At 61.3% G+C, this 17,653-nt stretch carries 18 protein-coding genes; 9 read left to right on the top strand and 9 right to left on the bottom strand.

The window, feature by feature from the left end; translation table 11 throughout:
- Positions 1 to 331: 331 nt before the first annotated feature.
- On the top strand, positions 332 to 829 hold the full coding sequence (locus IBX18_RS41025) for an LppA family lipoprotein (RefSeq protein WP_194838813.1): 498 nt from the start codon (positions 332 to 334) through the stop codon (positions 827 to 829).
- 596 nt (positions 830 to 1,425) lie between these two features.
- Here IBX18_RS41025 and IBX18_RS41020 read toward each other — a convergent pair.
- Positions 1,426 to 2,379, bottom strand: a complete 954-nt coding sequence (locus IBX18_RS41020; RefSeq protein WP_194838812.1) for a hypothetical protein — start codon at positions 2,377 to 2,379, stop codon at positions 1,426 to 1,428.
- A gap of 1,178 nt (positions 2,380 to 3,557) precedes the next feature.
- On the opposite strand from IBX18_RS41020, the gene IBX18_RS42700 reads away from it, so the two are divergent.
- Positions 3,558 to 4,406 (top strand): recombinase family protein, encoded by an 849-nt coding sequence (locus tag IBX18_RS42700; RefSeq protein WP_228542579.1) that lies wholly within the window; start codon positions 3,558 to 3,560, stop codon positions 4,404 to 4,406.
- A 201-nt stretch (positions 4,407 to 4,607) separates the two neighbouring features.
- Positions 4,608 to 5,231, top strand: a complete 624-nt coding sequence (locus tag IBX18_RS42695) for a hypothetical protein (protein ID WP_228542578.1) — start codon at positions 4,608 to 4,610, stop codon at positions 5,229 to 5,231.
- Between the two features lie 85 nt (positions 5,232 to 5,316).
- On the opposite strand, the gene IBX18_RS41010 is transcribed toward IBX18_RS42695, so the two are convergent.
- Positions 5,317 to 5,880, bottom strand: coding sequence for a hypothetical protein (locus IBX18_RS41010; protein ID WP_194838811.1), 564 nt, complete (start codon positions 5,878 to 5,880; stop codon positions 5,317 to 5,319).
- Between the two features lie 184 nt (positions 5,881 to 6,064).
- On the opposite strand from IBX18_RS41010, the gene IBX18_RS41005 reads away from it, so the two are divergent.
- Together IBX18_RS41005 and IBX18_RS41000 are read left to right on the top strand one after the other, a co-directional pair.
- A complete protein-coding gene (locus IBX18_RS41005) occupies positions 6,065 to 6,694 on the top strand; it encodes a hypothetical protein (RefSeq protein WP_194838810.1) in 630 nt (209 codons plus the stop codon).
- Between the two features lie 665 nt (positions 6,695 to 7,359).
- Positions 7,360 to 8,952: a NaeI family type II restriction endonuclease gene (locus tag IBX18_RS41000; protein WP_194838809.1), complete on the top strand. Its 1,593-nt coding sequence runs from the start codon at positions 7,360 to 7,362 to the stop codon at positions 8,950 to 8,952.
- Positions 8,953 to 9,148: 196 nt separating this feature from the next.
- On the opposite strand, the gene IBX18_RS40995 is transcribed toward IBX18_RS41000, so the two are convergent.
- The 5 genes from IBX18_RS40995 to IBX18_RS40975 all read right to left on the bottom strand — a co-directional run bounded on the left by IBX18_RS40995 (position 9,149) and on the right by IBX18_RS40975 (position 12,548).
- Entirely contained in the window at positions 9,149 to 9,589 is a 441-nt protein-coding gene (locus IBX18_RS40995) for an NUDIX domain-containing protein (protein ID WP_194838808.1), read from the bottom strand.
- Positions 9,590 to 9,869: 280 nt separating this feature from the next.
- Positions 9,870 to 10,427 (bottom strand): class IV adenylate cyclase, encoded by a 558-nt coding sequence (locus tag IBX18_RS40990; protein ID WP_194838807.1) that lies wholly within the window; start codon positions 10,425 to 10,427, stop codon positions 9,870 to 9,872.
- Positions 10,428 to 10,437: 10 nt separating this feature from the next.
- Positions 10,438 to 11,100, bottom strand: coding sequence for a bifunctional 2-polyprenyl-6-hydroxyphenol methylase/3-demethylubiquinol 3-O-methyltransferase UbiG (locus IBX18_RS40985; RefSeq protein WP_194838806.1), 663 nt, complete (start codon positions 11,098 to 11,100; stop codon positions 10,438 to 10,440).
- The gene (locus IBX18_RS40980; RefSeq protein WP_194838805.1) at positions 11,087 to 11,656 is read right to left on the bottom strand and encodes an AAA family ATPase; all 570 of its coding nucleotides are present in this window, start codon (positions 11,654 to 11,656) and stop codon (positions 11,087 to 11,089) included. The genes IBX18_RS40985 and IBX18_RS40980 overlap by 14 nt, the downstream gene beginning before the upstream one ends.
- A complete protein-coding gene (locus IBX18_RS40975; RefSeq protein ID WP_194838804.1) occupies positions 11,649 to 12,548 on the bottom strand; it encodes a radical SAM protein in 900 nt (299 codons plus the stop codon). Before IBX18_RS40975 ends, IBX18_RS40980 begins: the two co-directional genes overlap by 8 nt.
- Positions 12,549 to 12,906: 358 nt before the next feature.
- Between IBX18_RS40975 and IBX18_RS42975 the strand changes: the two genes are divergently transcribed.
- A complete protein-coding gene (locus IBX18_RS42975; protein WP_306796638.1) occupies positions 12,907 to 13,440 on the top strand; it encodes a DUF5919 domain-containing protein in 534 nt (177 codons plus the stop codon).
- Positions 13,441 to 13,457: 17 nt separating this feature from the next.
- Positions 13,458 to 13,925, top strand: a complete 468-nt coding sequence (locus IBX18_RS40965; RefSeq protein WP_194838802.1) for an NUDIX hydrolase — start codon at positions 13,458 to 13,460, stop codon at positions 13,923 to 13,925.
- On the opposite strand, the gene IBX18_RS40960 is transcribed toward IBX18_RS40965, so the two are convergent.
- Positions 13,913 to 14,476 carry an HD domain-containing protein gene (locus tag IBX18_RS40960; RefSeq protein ID WP_306796637.1) on the bottom strand — a complete coding sequence of 188 codons (564 nt, stop codon included), beginning with the start codon at positions 14,474 to 14,476 and terminating at the stop codon, positions 13,913 to 13,915. The genes IBX18_RS40965 and IBX18_RS40960 overlap by 13 nt on opposite strands.
- Before the next feature lie 189 nt (positions 14,477 to 14,665).
- On the opposite strand from IBX18_RS40960, the gene IBX18_RS40955 reads away from it, so the two are divergent.
- Complete coding sequence (locus IBX18_RS40955) at positions 14,666 to 15,148, top strand: hypothetical protein (protein ID WP_194838801.1); 483 nt, start codon at positions 14,666 to 14,668, stop codon at positions 15,146 to 15,148.
- The gene (locus tag IBX18_RS40950; protein ID WP_194838800.1) at positions 15,145 to 16,356 is read left to right on the top strand and encodes a hypothetical protein; all 1,212 of its coding nucleotides are present in this window, start codon (positions 15,145 to 15,147) and stop codon (positions 16,354 to 16,356) included. Before IBX18_RS40955 ends, IBX18_RS40950 begins: the two co-directional genes overlap by 4 nt.
- Before the next feature lie 32 nt (positions 16,357 to 16,388).
- Here the strand turns inward: IBX18_RS40950 and IBX18_RS40945 are convergent.
- On the bottom strand, positions 16,389 to 17,653 hold a 1,265-nt coding region (locus IBX18_RS40945; RefSeq protein WP_228542576.1), incomplete at its 5' end, for an RNaseH domain-containing protein.

Here is a 17,653-nt window from a genome sequence, read left to right as displayed (position 1 = left end):
CGATGGCGGGGTTGTCGGCAAGCGCGGTCAGATACAGCTCGAGGCAGTCGTGGACGAGGGTGCGCCAATGACGGGTGTCCAGTGATGCTGCGCGCGTTCGGAGTTCGGTGTCGAATGCGGCGACAAAGTAGTCGCAGGCCGCGCGGAAACAGTCTTGTTTGTTGTGAATACCCACGACCCAGCGACAACGGTGAGCTACGCACCGGTGGATACAACATGGCTGTCGTGATCGCCGGACTGCCCGAACTGGTGGTGCGTTGAGATGGCGGCCGGCACCCGATTGTTCGCGGCGATCGTCTGCGTGACGATCCTGACTGGATGTGGAGATAGGGTGAACGAGCCCGACCGCCCAGCGCCCAAGCAAGACATCGCACACGCCGAGGCCAAGATGCGGACTTGGCCCTCGGTCGAAGCCACCGAACGCCAACTCGCGGCCCTGCTCCGGCAGATCGCGGACGCCGCGAAAACCGTTGCACCCGGCCTCGATTGGCGCACCATCCCCGACCGCGGTCAACGCACACTGGGCTGCCCCTCGCCGTACCTGGAAACCGACGGCGTGTCGATGACGACCGACACGCTCACCTCCCTGGTGCCGATCACAGACAGCGAATGGCCCGGCGTACTACGGATCGCCCGCGACATCGCGGCCAAGGACGGCATCACCGCGCTGACCGTGCGCACCGACATACCAGGGCGCCACGACGTCACACTCCACTCACCCGACCACGGCAACGAAATCACCCTCGGCACCGCCCAAGCCGCACTACTCACCGGCCTCACCGGCTGCCGATACCGCGACGAAGATCTGCGCAAGCAACCGGGAAACTGACCAGCCGGTGCTCGCCGCGGAGCAGGCGGCGTAACTCACCCCACCTCGATGAGTCAGGGCGTCGACTCGGGCAGATGGTTTGGTCCGTCCGCCGCTACCTCGTCGCGCGGAGCCCCGGGTTGCCGGAACCAGACATTTACTATCGCCCGTGCTCTAGTTTGTTCTTCGTCGGTGAGAGGTTCAGTTGTAGGCGGTGGCTCGGATTAGGGGTGCTCGATCTAGCCTCGGCCGGTCTGTTATTTCTGTGGACGGCGCGCCGGGTGCCGCGGTTCCTGCGGCGGGGTGGTTGTCCGGTCGGTGTCCACTGCCCGGCTCAACGCACTTGGGCAGTGGCGCTTCCCTTACCCGGATTGACCGGACTACCGCGAGCGCCGCAGTCGCGGGTCGAATATTTTGGCGCCGTGTGAGCTCCGAGGAGTAGCGCTTCCCTGGGTGAAGCGCGGCAGGAGCGCGCCTACGCCGCGGGCCTTCTCCGCGGCGGGTGCCACGTGCTGCACGTAAAATGGCAAGGAACTAGTTAGGCGTCTAGCTGACAACTCTCACAGAACGACGACTCCACCGAACCAGCGCGTATGACGTTTAACCGCAGGGCGCCGCTAAACAAAAATTGCCAACGGGATGATCTGAATACAAGGACCAGTTATGACAAAATCCGTCGGCGGAAAACTCATGAGCCCTCTCATTTCTTCCTCAAGATCAGCGAAACCGTCCAGAATTGGCGACATACCGGCAACTGCACCACGCCTCATGACGTTCGTCTCAGCGTTTTCATCTGTGTTTATTCCGGTCACTTTGCCAATCACACGAAAAGTACCGTCGATCAACATAGCGCTTGAGGCTTCCGAGAAGAATTCGCGGCTAGCTGTGACGATTCCCGACGAGATCTCGCCTTTCAACCTGAGATCGACCACAGGGGATTCGTGCAGATCTCTTCGTAGAAGATCCACAAGTTCGCGTACCTGCGTAATTCCGCCTTGACTATCGACCAAAGTTGCCGCCTGCTGCTCCAATGCCTCACGCTGCTCGCGAGTTAGATTTCGACGCTGGGCGCGGTTTAGCTGCTGCGGCTGATTCTCCACTTGCTGTTCGTCGCCACCAAATTTGTCAAAGAAGGGAAGAAATCGGTCCATAGTCCGCAAAATTTCCTCGGCCGGATTCTCTGTAATAACTCCGGGAATTTCAACAATATCACCCATTTGTACCGATTGTAGAGTTGCCTTCGAGGTCACATAGGTCACCATTGAAGCTGAACTGAGACGAGAATACAGTCGGTTAAAAAGCGATGCTGATGTATGCTCTCGCTTGAAGCGTTGCTCTGCCGAGCTATCACCACCGTTCACTCTGGAGTACTTACCACTTGCACGCAGCGTCAGACCAAGTGCACTCACTAAATCGCCCGCGCCAGCCTCACCCTGCCCACTAGCATCGGACATCATCGTCGCTTTCTGCGCTTCCGTGAATTCGGCGGAAGTGCTGAATCCATCCTCAAGGGTTGCAAGAAAGCTCAACAACATCGTCGTGTCAAGGTAAACCGGATGCATGACCGACACTCGGCCATCTCCGCTATTGGATTGTTTTCCCAAACCGATCACACCCTATCGCTTGCCCCTACCCCCAAACCGGCGGGTTGCCGTACATCTGGACCCGCCTACTTGAAGATCGCGCAAATGTGATGCGCGTTACATTGCGCCGCAGCGTCTAGCGGTTGACCGGTGTGAAGCGGGCAGTCGGCCACCCCGCGATGGGGAGGTCACCGACATGGGACCAATCTGGGACCACACGTAATCCTCTGCTCTGAACATTCCCAGTTCGTCCACGCGGGATGTGTACATGCGAATCGTGCGCCACGTGCGGAAACGGTCGAGGGCCAGCCCTGGGGGTCAGGTGGTCCTACCGGGCACTCAGCAAGAGTTGACGACGAACTGCTGCATCCGGCAGCGTCGCCGCACTCAACGGCGAACTGACAGTGCTTCACCGGCCCAGATGGCGTTATAATATTCTAAACTCCCCCTCTACGGGGCTCCCGGCAACCGCGACAGCGGAACCGGATGAAGCCGAATGCATCTGATCCCACCCGCTCGGCCCGGCGCAACGAACGAGGACAGCGCCGCTTCGGCACCATTCCTTCCTGTAGCGAATTCAGTTGCAGCGCTAGCAAACTCGCTATTCAATGCGCCTTCAGCCAACGAGAAATCCAGTTTTGCACCGCGCGTGTATTAACTCCCCCTCACCGAGGACGCATCGCCTACGACTCGTTGACAAACTAGGAGGTACTCCCATGCTTCCACTAGATCCGTCGCCGGTAACGCAGTCAGCCGTGGCGGAGCCCAGCGCCCCACGCCGTTGACCGGACCTAAGACGTCGCGCCGTGCTCCCGGCGCGACCACGCCGAAATCACCACAACGCCGCCGTTCCGCCGCGAGCAGGACTCGTTGCCTTCCCGCATCGCCGACCACGTCCAACGAAGCTCGTCGTCGCGAGGGAGTCGACCGCAGAGACCAGTCCTGTTCGGATGTAGTGGCGGTAGTCTGTCCCGAACAGCCCCTCAGCTCAATCATGAGGCGGCCAGCGCCCTGCTCCAGCTCATCCTGCAGTGCGCCCGCGGACACCCTCGAATCGACTCTGACGCTGCTCTTTGAGTGACCGCAAGGTCAGATTCAGCTCGAATGGATTCCGTGCCGAGAGTCGGTGTCGACGAACTTCCATAGGACCAGGAGGCGGCTCAACCATGATCCGATTCGCATTCGCAGGACGCGTGTCGACCGAAGACCAGCAGGACCCGAACGCCTCCCGCAACTGGCAGGTCGGGCGGGCGCGCGCCCTCATCGACCATCACGGACACATCGTCACCGAGTTCTTCGATGTCGGACAGTCCCGGTCGATTCCGTGGAAGCGCCGTCCGCAGGCCTCACAGTTACTCGACATGCTCGCACGCCCCGACCGCGGGTTCGACGCGGTCGTCATCGGCGAACCCCAACGCGCCTTCTACGGCAACCAATTCGGGCTCACCTTCCCCGTCTTCGTCCACTACGGCGTACAACTGTGGGTTCCCGAGGTCGGCGGCCCCATCGACCCCGAGTCCGAAGCCCACGACCTGATCATGTCGGTATTCGGCGGCATGTCCAAAGGCGAACGCAACCGCATCAAAATCCGCGTCCGCGCCGCCATGGCCGCCCAAACCCAAGTCGAAGGCCGCTACCTCGGCGGCCGTCCACCCTACGGATACCGCCTCGCCGACGCCGGCCCCCACCCCAACCCCAGCAAAGCCGCCGACGGCAAACGCCTCCACACCCTCGAACCCGACCCCGCCACCGCACCGGTGGTCCAACGCATCTTTCATGAATACCTCACCGGGCTTGGCTTTTTCGCGATCGCGCAGCGCCTGACCAACGAAGACATCCCGTGCCCCTCAGCCAATGACCGCGACCGCAACCGACACCGTTCCGGGATTGCATGGTCGAAAAGCGCTGTGCGCGTGATCCTCACTAATCCGCGCTACACCGGACACGAAGTGTGGAACAAGCAGCGCAAACAGGAATCCCTCATCGACGTCGACGACGTCGCACTCGGTCATTAAACCCGACTCGCCTGGAACCCCGCAAAAGACTGGATCTACTCCGACCAACCAGCACATGAAGCGCTCATCAGCAAAGACATCTTCGAACAAACCATGCAGCGCCTCACGTCGCGAAGCCCACGCTCGAACCGCACCGCGCCACACCCCCAACACCCCTACGCCTTCAAGGGCCTGCTGCTCCACCAAACATGTGGGCGCCGGATGCAAGGCAACTGGTGCCACGACCGCGCCCACTACCGCTGTCGATTCCCATCCGAATACGCCATCGCCAACCAGATCGACCACCCAGCCTCGGTATACGTGAGAGAAGACGAAATTATCGGCCCGCTCGACTCCTGGCTCGCTCGAATCTTCCGCCCCGACCAGATCGAGCACTCCCTCACCATGCTCGAAAGCGCCCAACCCGACGGCAGTGCAGCGGTTGCCTCGATGCGCTCGATCCGGCAGTCAGTGACCGAATACGACCGCAAGCTCAACAGCTATCGGGCCGCGTTGGAAGCTGGCACCGACCCTCAACTGATCGCAACCTGGACCCGACAGGTTCAAAGCGAACGGGAGGTCGTGGTCGCACAACTGGCAGCAATGGAAGCCACGGCGAAAGCCCGTCCGGCGTTGAGCAGCAACGAAATTCGCGAACTGGTGAAGTCGCTCGGCGGCCTCGTGAAGATCCTGCGAGCAGCAGATCCGACCGACAAGCTCGAGGTCTATCGACAGCTCGGACTCAAGATGACCTACAACCACGAAACACGGGTGGTGGTGGCTGAAGTTCAGCCACCACCACCCGTGGGCGTAATTATCGTGTCCGGAGGGGGACACACTCGCTAAACACACGAATCGACCTGCGGAAATGAGGGCCACCGGGTCAACCCCGATCTCAGCGTTTACGCGGAGTTCCATCCCATAGGAATCGCTACATGAGTCCTGCGTGTGCGAGCAGATGGGCGAGATCGCGTCGGATGAGGTGGTGGTCGCGGCGGGCAAGCTTCTGGAGAGTGCGGTGTGCCATCCAGTCGAAGCGGATGTCCTCTGGGCACGCCCGTTCGGCTTCCAGCAGGGCGATGGCGGCTGCGAAGTCCTCGCCCTTCCGGCTGTAGGCGTAGGCCGTCGTCAGGTAGTAGCGGACTCGAAGATCGACGGAAGCCTCCTTCGGAATGTTCACGCCGCCGGACAGCCGGATTGCCTCATCGAACCGGCCGAGCTGTAAGGCGATAGCCATTCCGGTGATGGCGACTTCGGGAATTCCGAACCAGACGGTGCGGTGCAAGGTCGAGCCGAGTTGTTCGGCGCCTCGGGTGGCCTGTTCCAGCAGATCGTCCGACGTGGTCAGGTCGCCGGCGCCGGCGGCTGCCTCGGCGGCAACCAACTTCAACGCGCCATACGTGGAGCTCTGGAGTTCCTCACTCAGCGGGGTTTCCGCGAGCCGTCTCGACGCGGCGAGTGCGTAATCGCGGCGCTGGTTCGTGCCCAACGCCATTGTCGTTGAGGAACCTCGGCTGCTCGCGCCGCATCTGCTCGACGGGGCGATCGACGAGATCGGGTCGTTCGCGCTCAACAACCGGTCCGCAATCCGCAACTTCCTTCGTCTGCACGAATCCGATTGGATCGGTGAGCAGATTCGAAGCAGGTCCAGAACCCACGCCGGCCATTACGTTTTCGATGTGGCCGCGCTGCGCGAGAACCACCGGGTGCAGCAGATGGCCCTGCAGCTGAACGTTCCGGTCGAACGCGTGCAGTACCTGGCGGACCTGATCTTGAAGTATCTGCTGTACGCCGAACAATCAGGAAACGGCTACTATCTGAGCCATCCCGTACGCAGCAAGCTGAGGTTCGAGTTCCTAGGTGCCAGTCTGACACCGCACCCAGCACCGAAGCGACCGATCCCGATCCGGCTGGGGCCCTACATCGCCGAGCTCGCCGAGAAACGCGGACGGGACTGGCTCTCGAGCACCCTGCACGAGACCAAAGGATTTCTCGAACAAAACCAGATCTCACAACTGCGCGGCGGCGGCACAGTAGACCGGGAGGTGCTACGGACATTGGCCGCACGCATCGGACTGCCCGCGCAGATCCGAGGTTTCGATACGGTGAAGCGGACCACGTCGATCGCGAACACCTCCGGCGGCATCGCCACCAGCATCGCCGTGGCGAGCCCATGGCCGGCGGTCATCGGTTCAGCGATGACCCTTGCGACCGACGTGTGGACAGGCCACGTTCCCGGCCCCGCCGCCAAGATCAAATGGATTCAGTGGATGCTCGAATGGCCCTTGGAGCACGACGCAGAGGACTGAACACACCGACGAGACACGTCTCAGGATCGCCGCCGACATTGCGCCAATGACGCTGCAGAAGCCATATCCGACCGCGGCCCGCGCCGTGTGGTTGAGTCTGCAGAGACTCGCACTCCTGCCCCGGGTGCGAAGATCGGGCGGTGGCACTGGCGTCAGTTGGCTGCCGATCCTGAGTTCGGCCCGGAGCGGTCAGGGCGCCTCTACGAAACTGACCGGGCCGAGGACCGCCGCGGCCCCCTCCGACTGTCAGGAGTGCCTCGATTGATTCGCGACCATCGTTCGTAGAGATGCGACATCGCCAATGTCGCTGCGCCAAGGTCCGTAGCCCCCACGTCGAGCGAGAGCAACAGGACTCCAGCAACCACAACGGTGGCCAGCGCGAGCAAGTCGTAGAGGCGTCCATCTCGTGACGGGGTGCGATGCAGCATCAGTTCTTCTCCTGACGAGGTACTTCGGATTGGCGCGCCGTGTGCCCGCCCGGACAACACCCACCTTGCCCACCGTCGACCCTCGGGTAAATTTGTCTCAGAGACAATTCGACATCTTGCAAGACAATCGGGGGTGAGGTGGCGAGCGCCGGCAGACCACGCGGGCAACTCCGCGGCGACAGTGAGGAGATCAACAAGCTCGCTGCGCTGTTACAACACCAGCTTGACCAAGCACGGATGTCGGTACGCGATCTCTGCAACGCCTTCGACGTGACTCATTTCGACGGTGCCCGTGCTCCGTCGCACTCCACGGTGCAACGCAGGCTCAGCGGCGAGGGATTGGCCAACTCACGCATGTTGATTGAGGCAATCATCGACGTATGTACACCGGAAAGCGACGCGGAATCCGTTCGTACAACGGCCATTCGGCTCTTACGCAAGGCAGCATCGAACCCGACCCCCATTAGGTTCGAGTCTCGTCCAGGGCACGAGCTGGCCGAGACGCGCACCAAGCTCGACCGGGTCCGTCAACAACTCATGGCTACCAAGGATGAACTGCTCACAGAGCGAAAGCTCAGGGTCGATGCGTTGCAACAATCGACATGGAGTACAGCCAATTTTATGTGGCTCCTCGCTTTCCTGACACCTCGACCGGAACCAAACGACGGCGCGGCCATGCCATCGCCGAATGAGATCTCCGATATCAAGCGGATACTCCATCACACCACGCAACAACGAGATTCAGCCCGAATGGCCCTGGCCGAGGCTCGCCGTCGCATCCAAGAACTCGAAAGTCGCGCGGGCGATCACACGGACACTGAACCACCGCAGACCACCTCGCCCGTGAGCAAGCCAGACATGGAGTTCGACATCCTGAAACACGAGTTACACGTCATGGACCCCGATGGCAGTCGGTTCGCATCTGCGTTGCGCCGAGCCATTGACTTCCAATTGGACGGTAGCCACACAGGACGATTCAGCTGGGCCCAGCTGACAAGGACCGAGAAGTCCGCAGTGACCGAGCGCGTGAGAATCGAGCTACGCCGTGAGTTCGGCATCAAAGAAGGAACCCGGCTCGACTTCGAACTCGCCGGAGTCGAATTCCACTGCACCTTCTCGCCCAGGCCAGGCGGATGGACCATCCCGTCAGGCGCGATCTCCGGCATCAATTTGTTGCTCACCGCCGACGACGAAACCTCTCGGTGGAGCGCTGGCCTCGTGCGCGCGATCCCGGAGTTCCTCAGCGATCACCGGAATCGTGATGGCCGAGCCCTTCTCAACGTGGCAGGGCGAACGGCGGTGCACTGGCTCCACCACGATGCTGCGCTACCCGACAACGTCCTCGTCCATCTCCCTGAAGCAGACATCACCGCAATCTTTGCCCCCCGGACAGGCCGGCGAAGGGTCGAGGAGCTCTTCCGGCGAGTACAGCACCGACCGATCAGCGAAACCGCCGCCTATACCGTCGCGTTGCAGGCACACGGTGCAAGGCGTTTACGTGAAGCTCGAAGCAACCTCATCGAAGAAGGCATTGTGATCCTCGGCCACTCAGCTGGGGACCGTCAAATAGCACTCTTACTAGGCCTGCCCATTCCCGAAGACCGGGAATGGGTTAGCGCCAGGGTGGCACCGTTCGGAGACCGAGAAGACGGGACACCGTACTTCGAAGCAGAAGGCCAACGTTGGGTTCTGGCCGAGCCCGGTGACCCGGTTGTTACAGCACCTCAGATGCCGCAAAATATCAGTGACGCACCCGGACTCGACCGCGAGCCGGCCGATCCTCTCAAGCGGGCACAAGATACGGGTTCGGCGTCCACGGATTTGGGCTAGTCCTCAAGAGCGGAAGTCCGGCCTATTCCCGTGTACTTACGGCCGGGACTGTTGGTCCCGGCCGTAAGTACACGGCGCGATAAACCATGATCCGGCGTGCACAGCTGACGATAACCGGACCGCGTGGGGGCCCAGACATCGACTTGGGGCCGTGACGCGATCAGCCGGCCACCGGAGGCTTCCCCCTGCGATTCAATCAGACAGTCCGGTACCGGTGCAGCACTTTCTTCACAGCGTCGGTGACTGGCGGCTCTTCGGCCAGATTGGTCCAGGTGTACGCATCGTGTTCAGTCAGCTCGACCGGTTCAGGATCAACCACGTCAACGGTGAAGTTGAATTGTCGGCTCTTCTTGCCATTGCCGGATCGGTAGTCGAACTCGCCCAGGTACTTTCGGATACTCGCGACGTCGAGTCCGGTCTCTTCCTTAACCTCACGGATCAGCGCCTCATCGAGGGTTTCGCCCGGATCGACCTTGCCGCTGGGCAGTTCCCAGATGCCGCCCATGAAATCGTCGACCGGTCGTTGCAGCAGTAACACTCGGTCGTCTTGCACGACGACCGCGCCGACGACTAGTTGTTGCACCTGGTCATGTTCGGCTTCGCTGGTCAGCGTCTCCAACAGCGTGCTGTCGTACATCAATCTCTGTCCCTTCAACTCGATCCTGACCGGACCTACGATCTCTAGACAGGACTCGCTCACCACAGTCCACCTTCCGGCTTTGCCCTGGGAACAAATTCCTCGGCGCTGCTGCGCTCACAAGTCCGGTCCAATTCAACCCGCGGTTCTCGACGAGCCTGCACAGCAGTTGCCACGCCGCCCACGCGTCATAACCCGCACGGTGGTACCCCTGCTCGGCAGCCGCAGACATGTCGAGTCCCAGCAGGTGGCTGGTGTGACCGGTGGCGTGATGAGTGCGTTAGTCCTTCGTTGAATCGGCGAACAGTAGCGTCGGTTCGACGAGGATGTCCCGTCCAACCTCGATCTTGTAGATCTCATCGACACTGCCGAAGCGGGCGGTGGCGTAGTCGAGTTCGAGGCTGGCGGAAGCCTTGCGGACCGAAGCTTCGTCAGGCCCCTCGATTTCGAGGAAGGTGGGCAGGTCTGGCCAGGTATCGAGGTCGAAGACGGTGTCGCCCAGCTGCCATTCCTCGCGATAGTTTTCTTGATACCGCACTTCGCGCAGGCCGAGCCGGGTCAGGATCTCGGCCATCGCCGACAGGTCGCCGACGGTGGTTTCGATCTCGGTTGTGCCGTCGATCGTTGAGGCATCGGTGACCTGTTTGAGTGTCAGGGTTGATCGGATTCCTTCGTTACGCAGCCGAACCCAGGCTCCGCGCGCGAGGGCCTCGTGTTCAAATATTTTGCGGGTCAAAAGGGTTCGCGGGAACGCGAGTGTGGCGCCGAGAGCAGCCAGCCGCTCTCGTACAGCTTCGACGTCTACGGCGAGGAATTTGGCTTCGTACTCATGTTTCATCGTGGCTGGGTCAGCCTTTCGTGTGGTCGTCCGGATGCCTGCTGGCGATGAGCATGCCCATACGGTGCGTGTGGTCGTGCAGTTGCCCGATGTGGGCACGTTCAACAAAGGGGTCGGTTTGCAGGGTCAGCAGCACGTCCCAGGCATCGCCGAAGTAGCTGGCAAGACTGTCTGGGGTGGTGTAGTGCTCGATCCGATGATGTTGCTCCTGCACCGGCATCATGAACTCTGCCCCGAACACCCCGCCGGGGCGGACGAGTCGTTGCATGTGGGTGATGAATTCAACCAGAGGCCGCCGATGGTTCGCGCTGTAATGCCATGAGCAGCTCGTCCACACGGCTTCGGCCGCGAGATCAGCGGGGTCGCAGTCGAGAAAGTCCTCGGCCACGATGCGCACGCTGTGCTGCAGGTCGGCATCCTTTACTCGTTCCACCAGGCCGGGTGTGTAGCCGAGGCCGGATACGGGCAGCAGGACCTCGCCTCCGTAGAGCGCCAGCGGATCCTTTTCGATCGCGACGACGTTGTATCCGGCCTCGGCGAGCGGCAGCACGAATTTGCCGTCGCTGGCGCCAATCACGGCAACGGTCGCGCCGCGGCGGCACTGCTCGGCCAACGCCCGATGGAACTGCGGGAAGAACGTCAGGGTCTGTTCCCAGATGCTAGTGGTTGACACGGTTCGCTCCAGCTACGTTGAGAGACAGAATCGTTCGGACCACTTCGTCTGGTGTCGAGTTGGTCGTATCAACGGGATGAACAGGAAACCGGCGGTAGGCTGCGGCGAGTTGATCGGTGCGTCGCTCGCCGAGGACGTCCCAGCGGGTCATCGGTTTGTCGCGCTCCCCCAGTCGTGCGAGTCGTGCGCTCGGCTCGCACGTCAGCTGGTAGGTCACCGGTTGCGGCAGATCCTGAGGTAGCGCGAGTTCGAGTTTCGCGCCGAACACGCTGTGGCTGGTGAGGCAGCGAGCGAAGTAGCTCTCGACCACGACCGGTGTTCCGGCATCGAGATAGCGCCCGATCTGATCGCTTGCGGTGAACAGCGCGGACAGGAAGAAGCACATCCGGGCGTCGGCGTTGTCGTAGAGATCGAGTTCCCGCCGCAGCGGCTGGTAACAGGGTGGGACGGTGGGCACGAGCACCGCCTGGCGGGCTTCGGCGAGCAGTGGCGCGATCGTCGATTTGCCGGTGCCGGGGAGACCTTCGATGCTTTCGAACAGCCGGTGGTCAAGCATTGCCGTACACCACATCCGGGATCGCTAGCGCCAGTTCGTCATTCGCTGATGGCCGGTAGGCGATTTCGTTGGTGTCCTTGTCGTACCAGAAGGCGTGTGAATCTTTGCCTACGGCCTTGCAGGACATGGTGAGCGCGCCGCGCGGGTCGGACTCGATTCGGTCGATGTCCTCGCGCCGGGCCGGTTCCGCGCAGACCGGTGCGCTGTTCTCGGAGAGGTCCTCGTCGAGGACGACCTCGATATCTAGTCGGGCCGCACGCAGCTGCACGCGGAGTCGCTCGTAGTCAGATGAGTCGGTCACCAGCATCTCCGGGTGCAGGGCGGCGTTGCCGACGGGGCGTAGCTGATGCAGTTTGAGCTGGGCGACCTCCAACGCAGCCAAGGTGCCGGCGAGTGGCAATACTTCGTCTATGTTGTAGCGGTTCACGGTCAGCGTTGCCCCCGTCGGCACGCCGAGATCACGTGCCAAGGCGATGGCTTCCAGTGCTGCGGTGTAGCTTCCGGCTTTGCGAATCAGGTCGTTGGTAGCGCCGACCCCTTCGAGCGAAATCCGTAACAGGTCGATGCACGGCGCGAGTTCCCGCAGGCGTGGCCCGATACGGAAGCCGTTGGTGCAGATCTCGACTGAGAGGCCGAGTGTGTGCTTGGCGTAGCGGACCACCTGCGGAAGGTCCTTGTAGATGAACGGCTCGCCGCCGAGCAACGTCACCGCCTCGGTGCTGTACTCCTGCTGCATCAGCCGCATGAGATTGGATGCCTGCTCAGCGGTGTACGCGTCGGCGTATTGCAGGCGCTCGCCGTGGAAACAGTGTTTGCATGCGAAGTTGCAGCGATAGAGCAGCTGCAGGTACAGCATCTTGATCTTGTGTATGCCAGTGGTTTCCCGAATCACGTTGGCCCCCTTGGGTTTCTCGCTGAGGAAGATCATCGTGCCTGGTGAGCTCGGGACCTCGTAACCGCGTATGGGACGCCGTCGGGGACGTCCTGGAACGTTTTCGTGCTACGGCCAGCGGTGCTTGCAGGAGCTGCTTACAGTTGGGTTCTATAGACAAGTGAATGTCCGGCTTCAGTCCGTGCTCGACCAGCGGGGGATCGTGCCCGAGTCGCTGGCTGATGTTTGCCAAGTCGACCCGAAAACGGTCAGCCGGTGGCTCGGTGGTCGAGTGCCGCATCCCCGGCACCGCCGTCGGGTAGCCGACCATCTGCGAGTCGAGGAGACATTCTTATGGCCGACAGACCCTGCCACGCCGGTGCAGAAGAATGTCGAACTGATCGCGACCTACGTCAACCGAGCTGAGGTGCCTCGAGAAACCTGGCTGACCCTGCTGCGCGAGGCCACCGAGCAGATCGACGTCCTCGTCTTCTCCGGGACGTTCTTCGCCCAGTCCAACCCGCACGTCGCGAAAATGCTGATCGAGAGGGCAGAACAGGGCGCCACCGTTCGGCTGTGTTTCGGCAACCCGGACGGCGACGCCGTCGCCGCGCGTGGGCAGGAAGAAGGCATCGGCGGTGGCACCCTGGCCGCGAAGATCCGGGCCTCGCTGAGCTACTACCGGGCGCTGCTCTCCCACGAGCGCTGCGAGGTCCGGCTCCACAACACCACGCTGTACAACTCGCTGTTCCGCTATGACGAAATTCTGCTGGTCAACCCACACATCTGGGGTCAGCCAGCCAGCGCCAACCCGGTCCTCCAGCTCAAACGAGTCGGAGAGCTCGGATGGTTCGATAACTACACCGAAAGCTTCGACGCCATCTGGGCTGACGCACAACCCTGGGCGCCCTGAGTGAGAGGCCAACGTTCATGGGCAGGATCGAGTACTACCACGACCCCAAAGCACCCAAGCCGAATTCCCTTGTGGTGGCGTGCAATATGCTGGTCACCGACGAGTCGGGAGCGATCTTGCTCCAGCGCCGCCGCGACACCGGGCAATGGGCACTGCCTGGCGGTGCCATGGACTTCGGCGAAACCGCCGGCCAATGCGCCATCCGCGAATGCGAGGAAGAGACCGGCATCACCGCCGAGATCACCGGATTCCTGGGCGTCTACAGCAATCCCCACCACATCGTCGCCTACACCGATGGCGAGATCCGCCAGCAGTACGAAAACTGCTACATCGGCCGACCGGTCGACGGCGAACCGACGATCAACGAAGAAGCCGACGGCGTCACCTGGGTATCTCCCGAGGACTTGGACCAATATGACATTCACCCGAGCATGCGCCAGCAGATCGGAGACTTCTTGTCCGGGAACTATCCCTACCTCGGTTGAGCAGCCACGGCCTGCTCGACGCGAGCCGCGGTGGCCATGATTTCTGGCTCCGCTCGCTGAATGAATCTGCCTACCACCGTATCTGGGCCGTAGCGCGCCACGATCTCTGCGATCCGAGCGTGCGGGGTGGTCGGCGCGCCGTCGGGTGTGGTGGTCATATCCGCGTAGGTCAACGCGTCGGTAAGGAGCTGATCGTCGAGGATCGGGAACTCGGCTTCGAGTTCTGCACGCAGGCCTCGCTCTTCAGCCTCCAGCAGCGCAAAGGTGTGGTTAGCCACCAGGCGCACCAACCGCTCGTCTGTTCGGTGCTCGTCCCGCAGGAACCGGGCTCCGTCCAACGGATGAAAGCCCGTCAACGCGAGCAGAGGTGCGTAACCCACGTCGTGTAGAAATGCTGCGGCAACGAGCACTTCAGAATCGGCAGCGAACACAGGCTCCAGCGCGGCAGCGCCACGAGCCACTCCCTGAGTGTGCGCCCAACGCCGGGGCAGAGATGTCTCTAGCTGGTTTTGAGCGATTCGCCGAGCCCACGCGGAGAGGTGATTGACCACCGCACAACGCTACAGATGCGAAGAAGCTACCCCAGCGTGGTGAGATGACCACCAGCCAGCCTGTTCGCGCGGATCGCTGGCGCCGTCTCCTCGACCAGAAGTACCACGCAGCGGAAGTCAGCTCTAACATCGCGACGTTCTGGCATCCTGGAGTGTGCGCCCAATATCGTTGCGACAGAGGGGACATCAGTGAGCACGTCAATGCAGACAGAGGTAGTGATTGTCGACCCGTCCGAAGTGCCGACCGTCCAGGCGCTGGCGGGGACGTACAGCATCGAAGTGCAGCAGGTCCCACGGCGTGGCATCGAACCTGTAACGACCGTGACCCTCGTGCTGATAGGCTCGGCCACTGCCGCTGGCGCGGTAATGCACATTCTGGACCAGCGCAAAGGTGGACAGGTCATCGACTTGAGGCCCGGAGCACCTAAAGCGATCTACCGCACTTCCGACGTGGTGTACGGAACAGTGGTCATAGTGACCGACGATGGAGCGGTCAGCGTAGAGGTCAAAGAGCCCGAGGGAATGTTTGGCAAGATCGTCGCCGCGTTGCCGCGCCTGCTTGCCAATATCCCTTCGGGGATAGACAAAGTCGCCGACACGATCTCAAGAGAGTATTCCGATCAGGTTGTCATCGAACGGAGACAAATCGCAGGTCCGGAAAGCGGCGAGTGAACTCCGCCGAAGCCGCGCGGCGGTTTCTTGCGCAGCTACGTCTGCAAGAGCAGGCTTTCGACGGGACTGCGGTCATTGACGAGGCACTCGTCCGACGAGGAGCCGAGTGGTATCTACGGCAGGCGATGACTCCAGACGAGTTCAACAACGATAACTTTCACACTCTAGCGGATGAATGGATCTCCAATGGCGTCGACACCGTCGACAACTTCTGGGATACCCATTTCGCTCCAGTAATGCAGCAAATCGAGGGAGCTGCGAATACCCTGTTCGCGGGCCTGGGGCTAGAGGAAAATCGTCCAATCATAGGGCACATGGCAACCGGGAACCTAAATGCTGTGACGATGCCGGTACCAGGCGACCCGGGATCTTACCTTGTGGTTATGGAAGATGAAGTTATTTCCTTTGCCGCATTCACCTGCACGGTCATTGCCGGTACCGTTCCTCATGGTCCAGCAGAGCAAGATAAGATAACGCTGACCCTTGGTGCATCCAAGGTTGAAGAGCGGATAGCTGCAAACTCAAAGCTCGTTGACCGCTTCACAGAATTAGTACTCAGGTATGCTGTTATCGGGAACCTTCGCGGGGTTCAACTGCCGACCTTGTCCCCCGGCCGCTTACGCCTCTCTGAAATGTTAATCACAGCGGTTGATCACTTTGTTGTCGGTCATGAATATGCACATGTACTCATGGGGCATCTTGATGACGCAGATGTCCGTAAAGGGCTGCCACCGATCCCGGACGTGGAATCCGTTGTCTACTCATGGATGCAGGAGGCGGATGCCGACCTGCTTGGTGCAAGTTTAGCGATGGTCGCAGTCAAGCAGCACGACTATGCCACCGGATTGGCTGGTATCTGCATATTCTTTGGCATGCTCGATGTGATGGAACGAGCCGTTTCCTTATTGCAGACCGGCGCTGAGGACTCGCGGCAGCTGGGGACGCATCCTCCTGCCAGCATACGAAAACAGTTCCTGTATGAAGGACTTCCCCGGCTTACCGGCGGTGACCCAAGAGTCGCCGAACAGCTGAAAACAGCTCTTGAAGTCGCGGATTCCTTTGCCGAGATTATCGATCTTCTGTGGGATCGTATCAAACCCATTGTCGTCGGCCTCCATGCTCAGGGAGTCTCTGCTGCGCACAAATGGCGGACAATCCCGAAGAAAGTCGAACCCGAGCGCGACGGATCAGTCAGCCTGCGTGGATGATATAAACGAGAACCCAGTCCGGGTTGACTGATCTACTCCTTTGCGGCAACGATGCCTTCGGGCTGATGACGTGGATGGTCGTCGTCGGCGCACTTTGCCAGGTGCAGGGGTGTGGGCAGTCGGGTCCGGTCGTCCCAGGAGACGGCCTGCTGGCAAAGGCGGGCGGTGAGTGCGGCGAGTTGGTCGGTCTTCCATCCTCCGGCTCTAGGTATCGAGATTTCAGTCCCGGTCAATGCGTGCCAGTCGTCCGGCATCCAGCGCTCGCGGTGCGCTGGGAGGGTCCAGCGTGTGTGATCGGTTCCCGCTCGGCCCGCGGCTCCGGATCGGTGTACCCGGGAAGGCTGGGCGAGCAGCCAGCTCTCGACGTTTCGTTCCTGATGGCGGTAGAGGATGGCGCCGGGGAGGTTTGGCTTGTGGGGGTCGGCGACGCGGGGCGTGTGGTCTTGGTGGGTTGGGCGTGGCGCTCGGTCGCCGGATGCGCAGCGGACGACGGCGAGGTCCGGGTGCAGTATCGATGATCCGGGCAGCTGAGGGCTTCCGAAGCGGGAGTGGGCGAGTCCGGGCCATAGACCTTGAGCGCCTTCGGCGTCCACGAATATGGCCAGCGGGATCTGCTTGGGCAGGGAGTCCAGGGCTTGATCGACGTAGTCGCGAACGTGCGCGGCTTTCGCTCCTGATCGTCCGAATTTCTCGTATCCTATAGTGCCGCAATGATATCGAGCGTTGGCGTCACGATAGGGCATCCAGCCTTCTGTGTCGTCGTACATCCGAACAGACCAGAATTCGTCGACGTTCGGAGTCGAGTGAATCGCGACGATTCGGACCACCATCTGGTTTGGCTCCTTTCGGCCGTTCTTTCGTCGTGGTGTGTGCTGTCGAATGTGAAGGCCGACAAGCGTGGCATCCCTGGTCAGGGCTGCTGCGCGAGTTCCGGCAGTGGCTGCCGCCAACCGGTTGTCGACCACTCCCGCCTGGCGCAGCAAGTCGCGCAGGCCGGCGATTGCGGGGTGATCCACGATGGGGGGGATCGAGCCGTCGGGTCTGCGCCGTGGTGTGGGAGGTTTGTAATTCGCGTCGAGGAATTGGGCCACGATGCCGAAGTTGCCGAGTTCTGCCCGGAGTACCGGTTTGGCATCGTAGGTGATCTCCTCACCTGCCCAACGGGTTTCGACCCATGCCACTACTGCTGTGTCGTTATCTCCAGCGAGGTAAGGGATCTCGCCGATGTCGCGACGATGGTCCCCGTGAGCGAGCAGGGCTTCGTTTCGGTGGAACACGACCGATAGGCGACCGGTGA

Source organism: Nocardia sp. XZ_19_369, assembly GCF_015355715.1.
Taxonomy (GTDB): Bacteria; Actinomycetota; Actinomycetes; order Mycobacteriales; family Mycobacteriaceae; genus Nocardia.
This window is presented reverse-complemented; position numbering and strand designations above follow the sequence as displayed.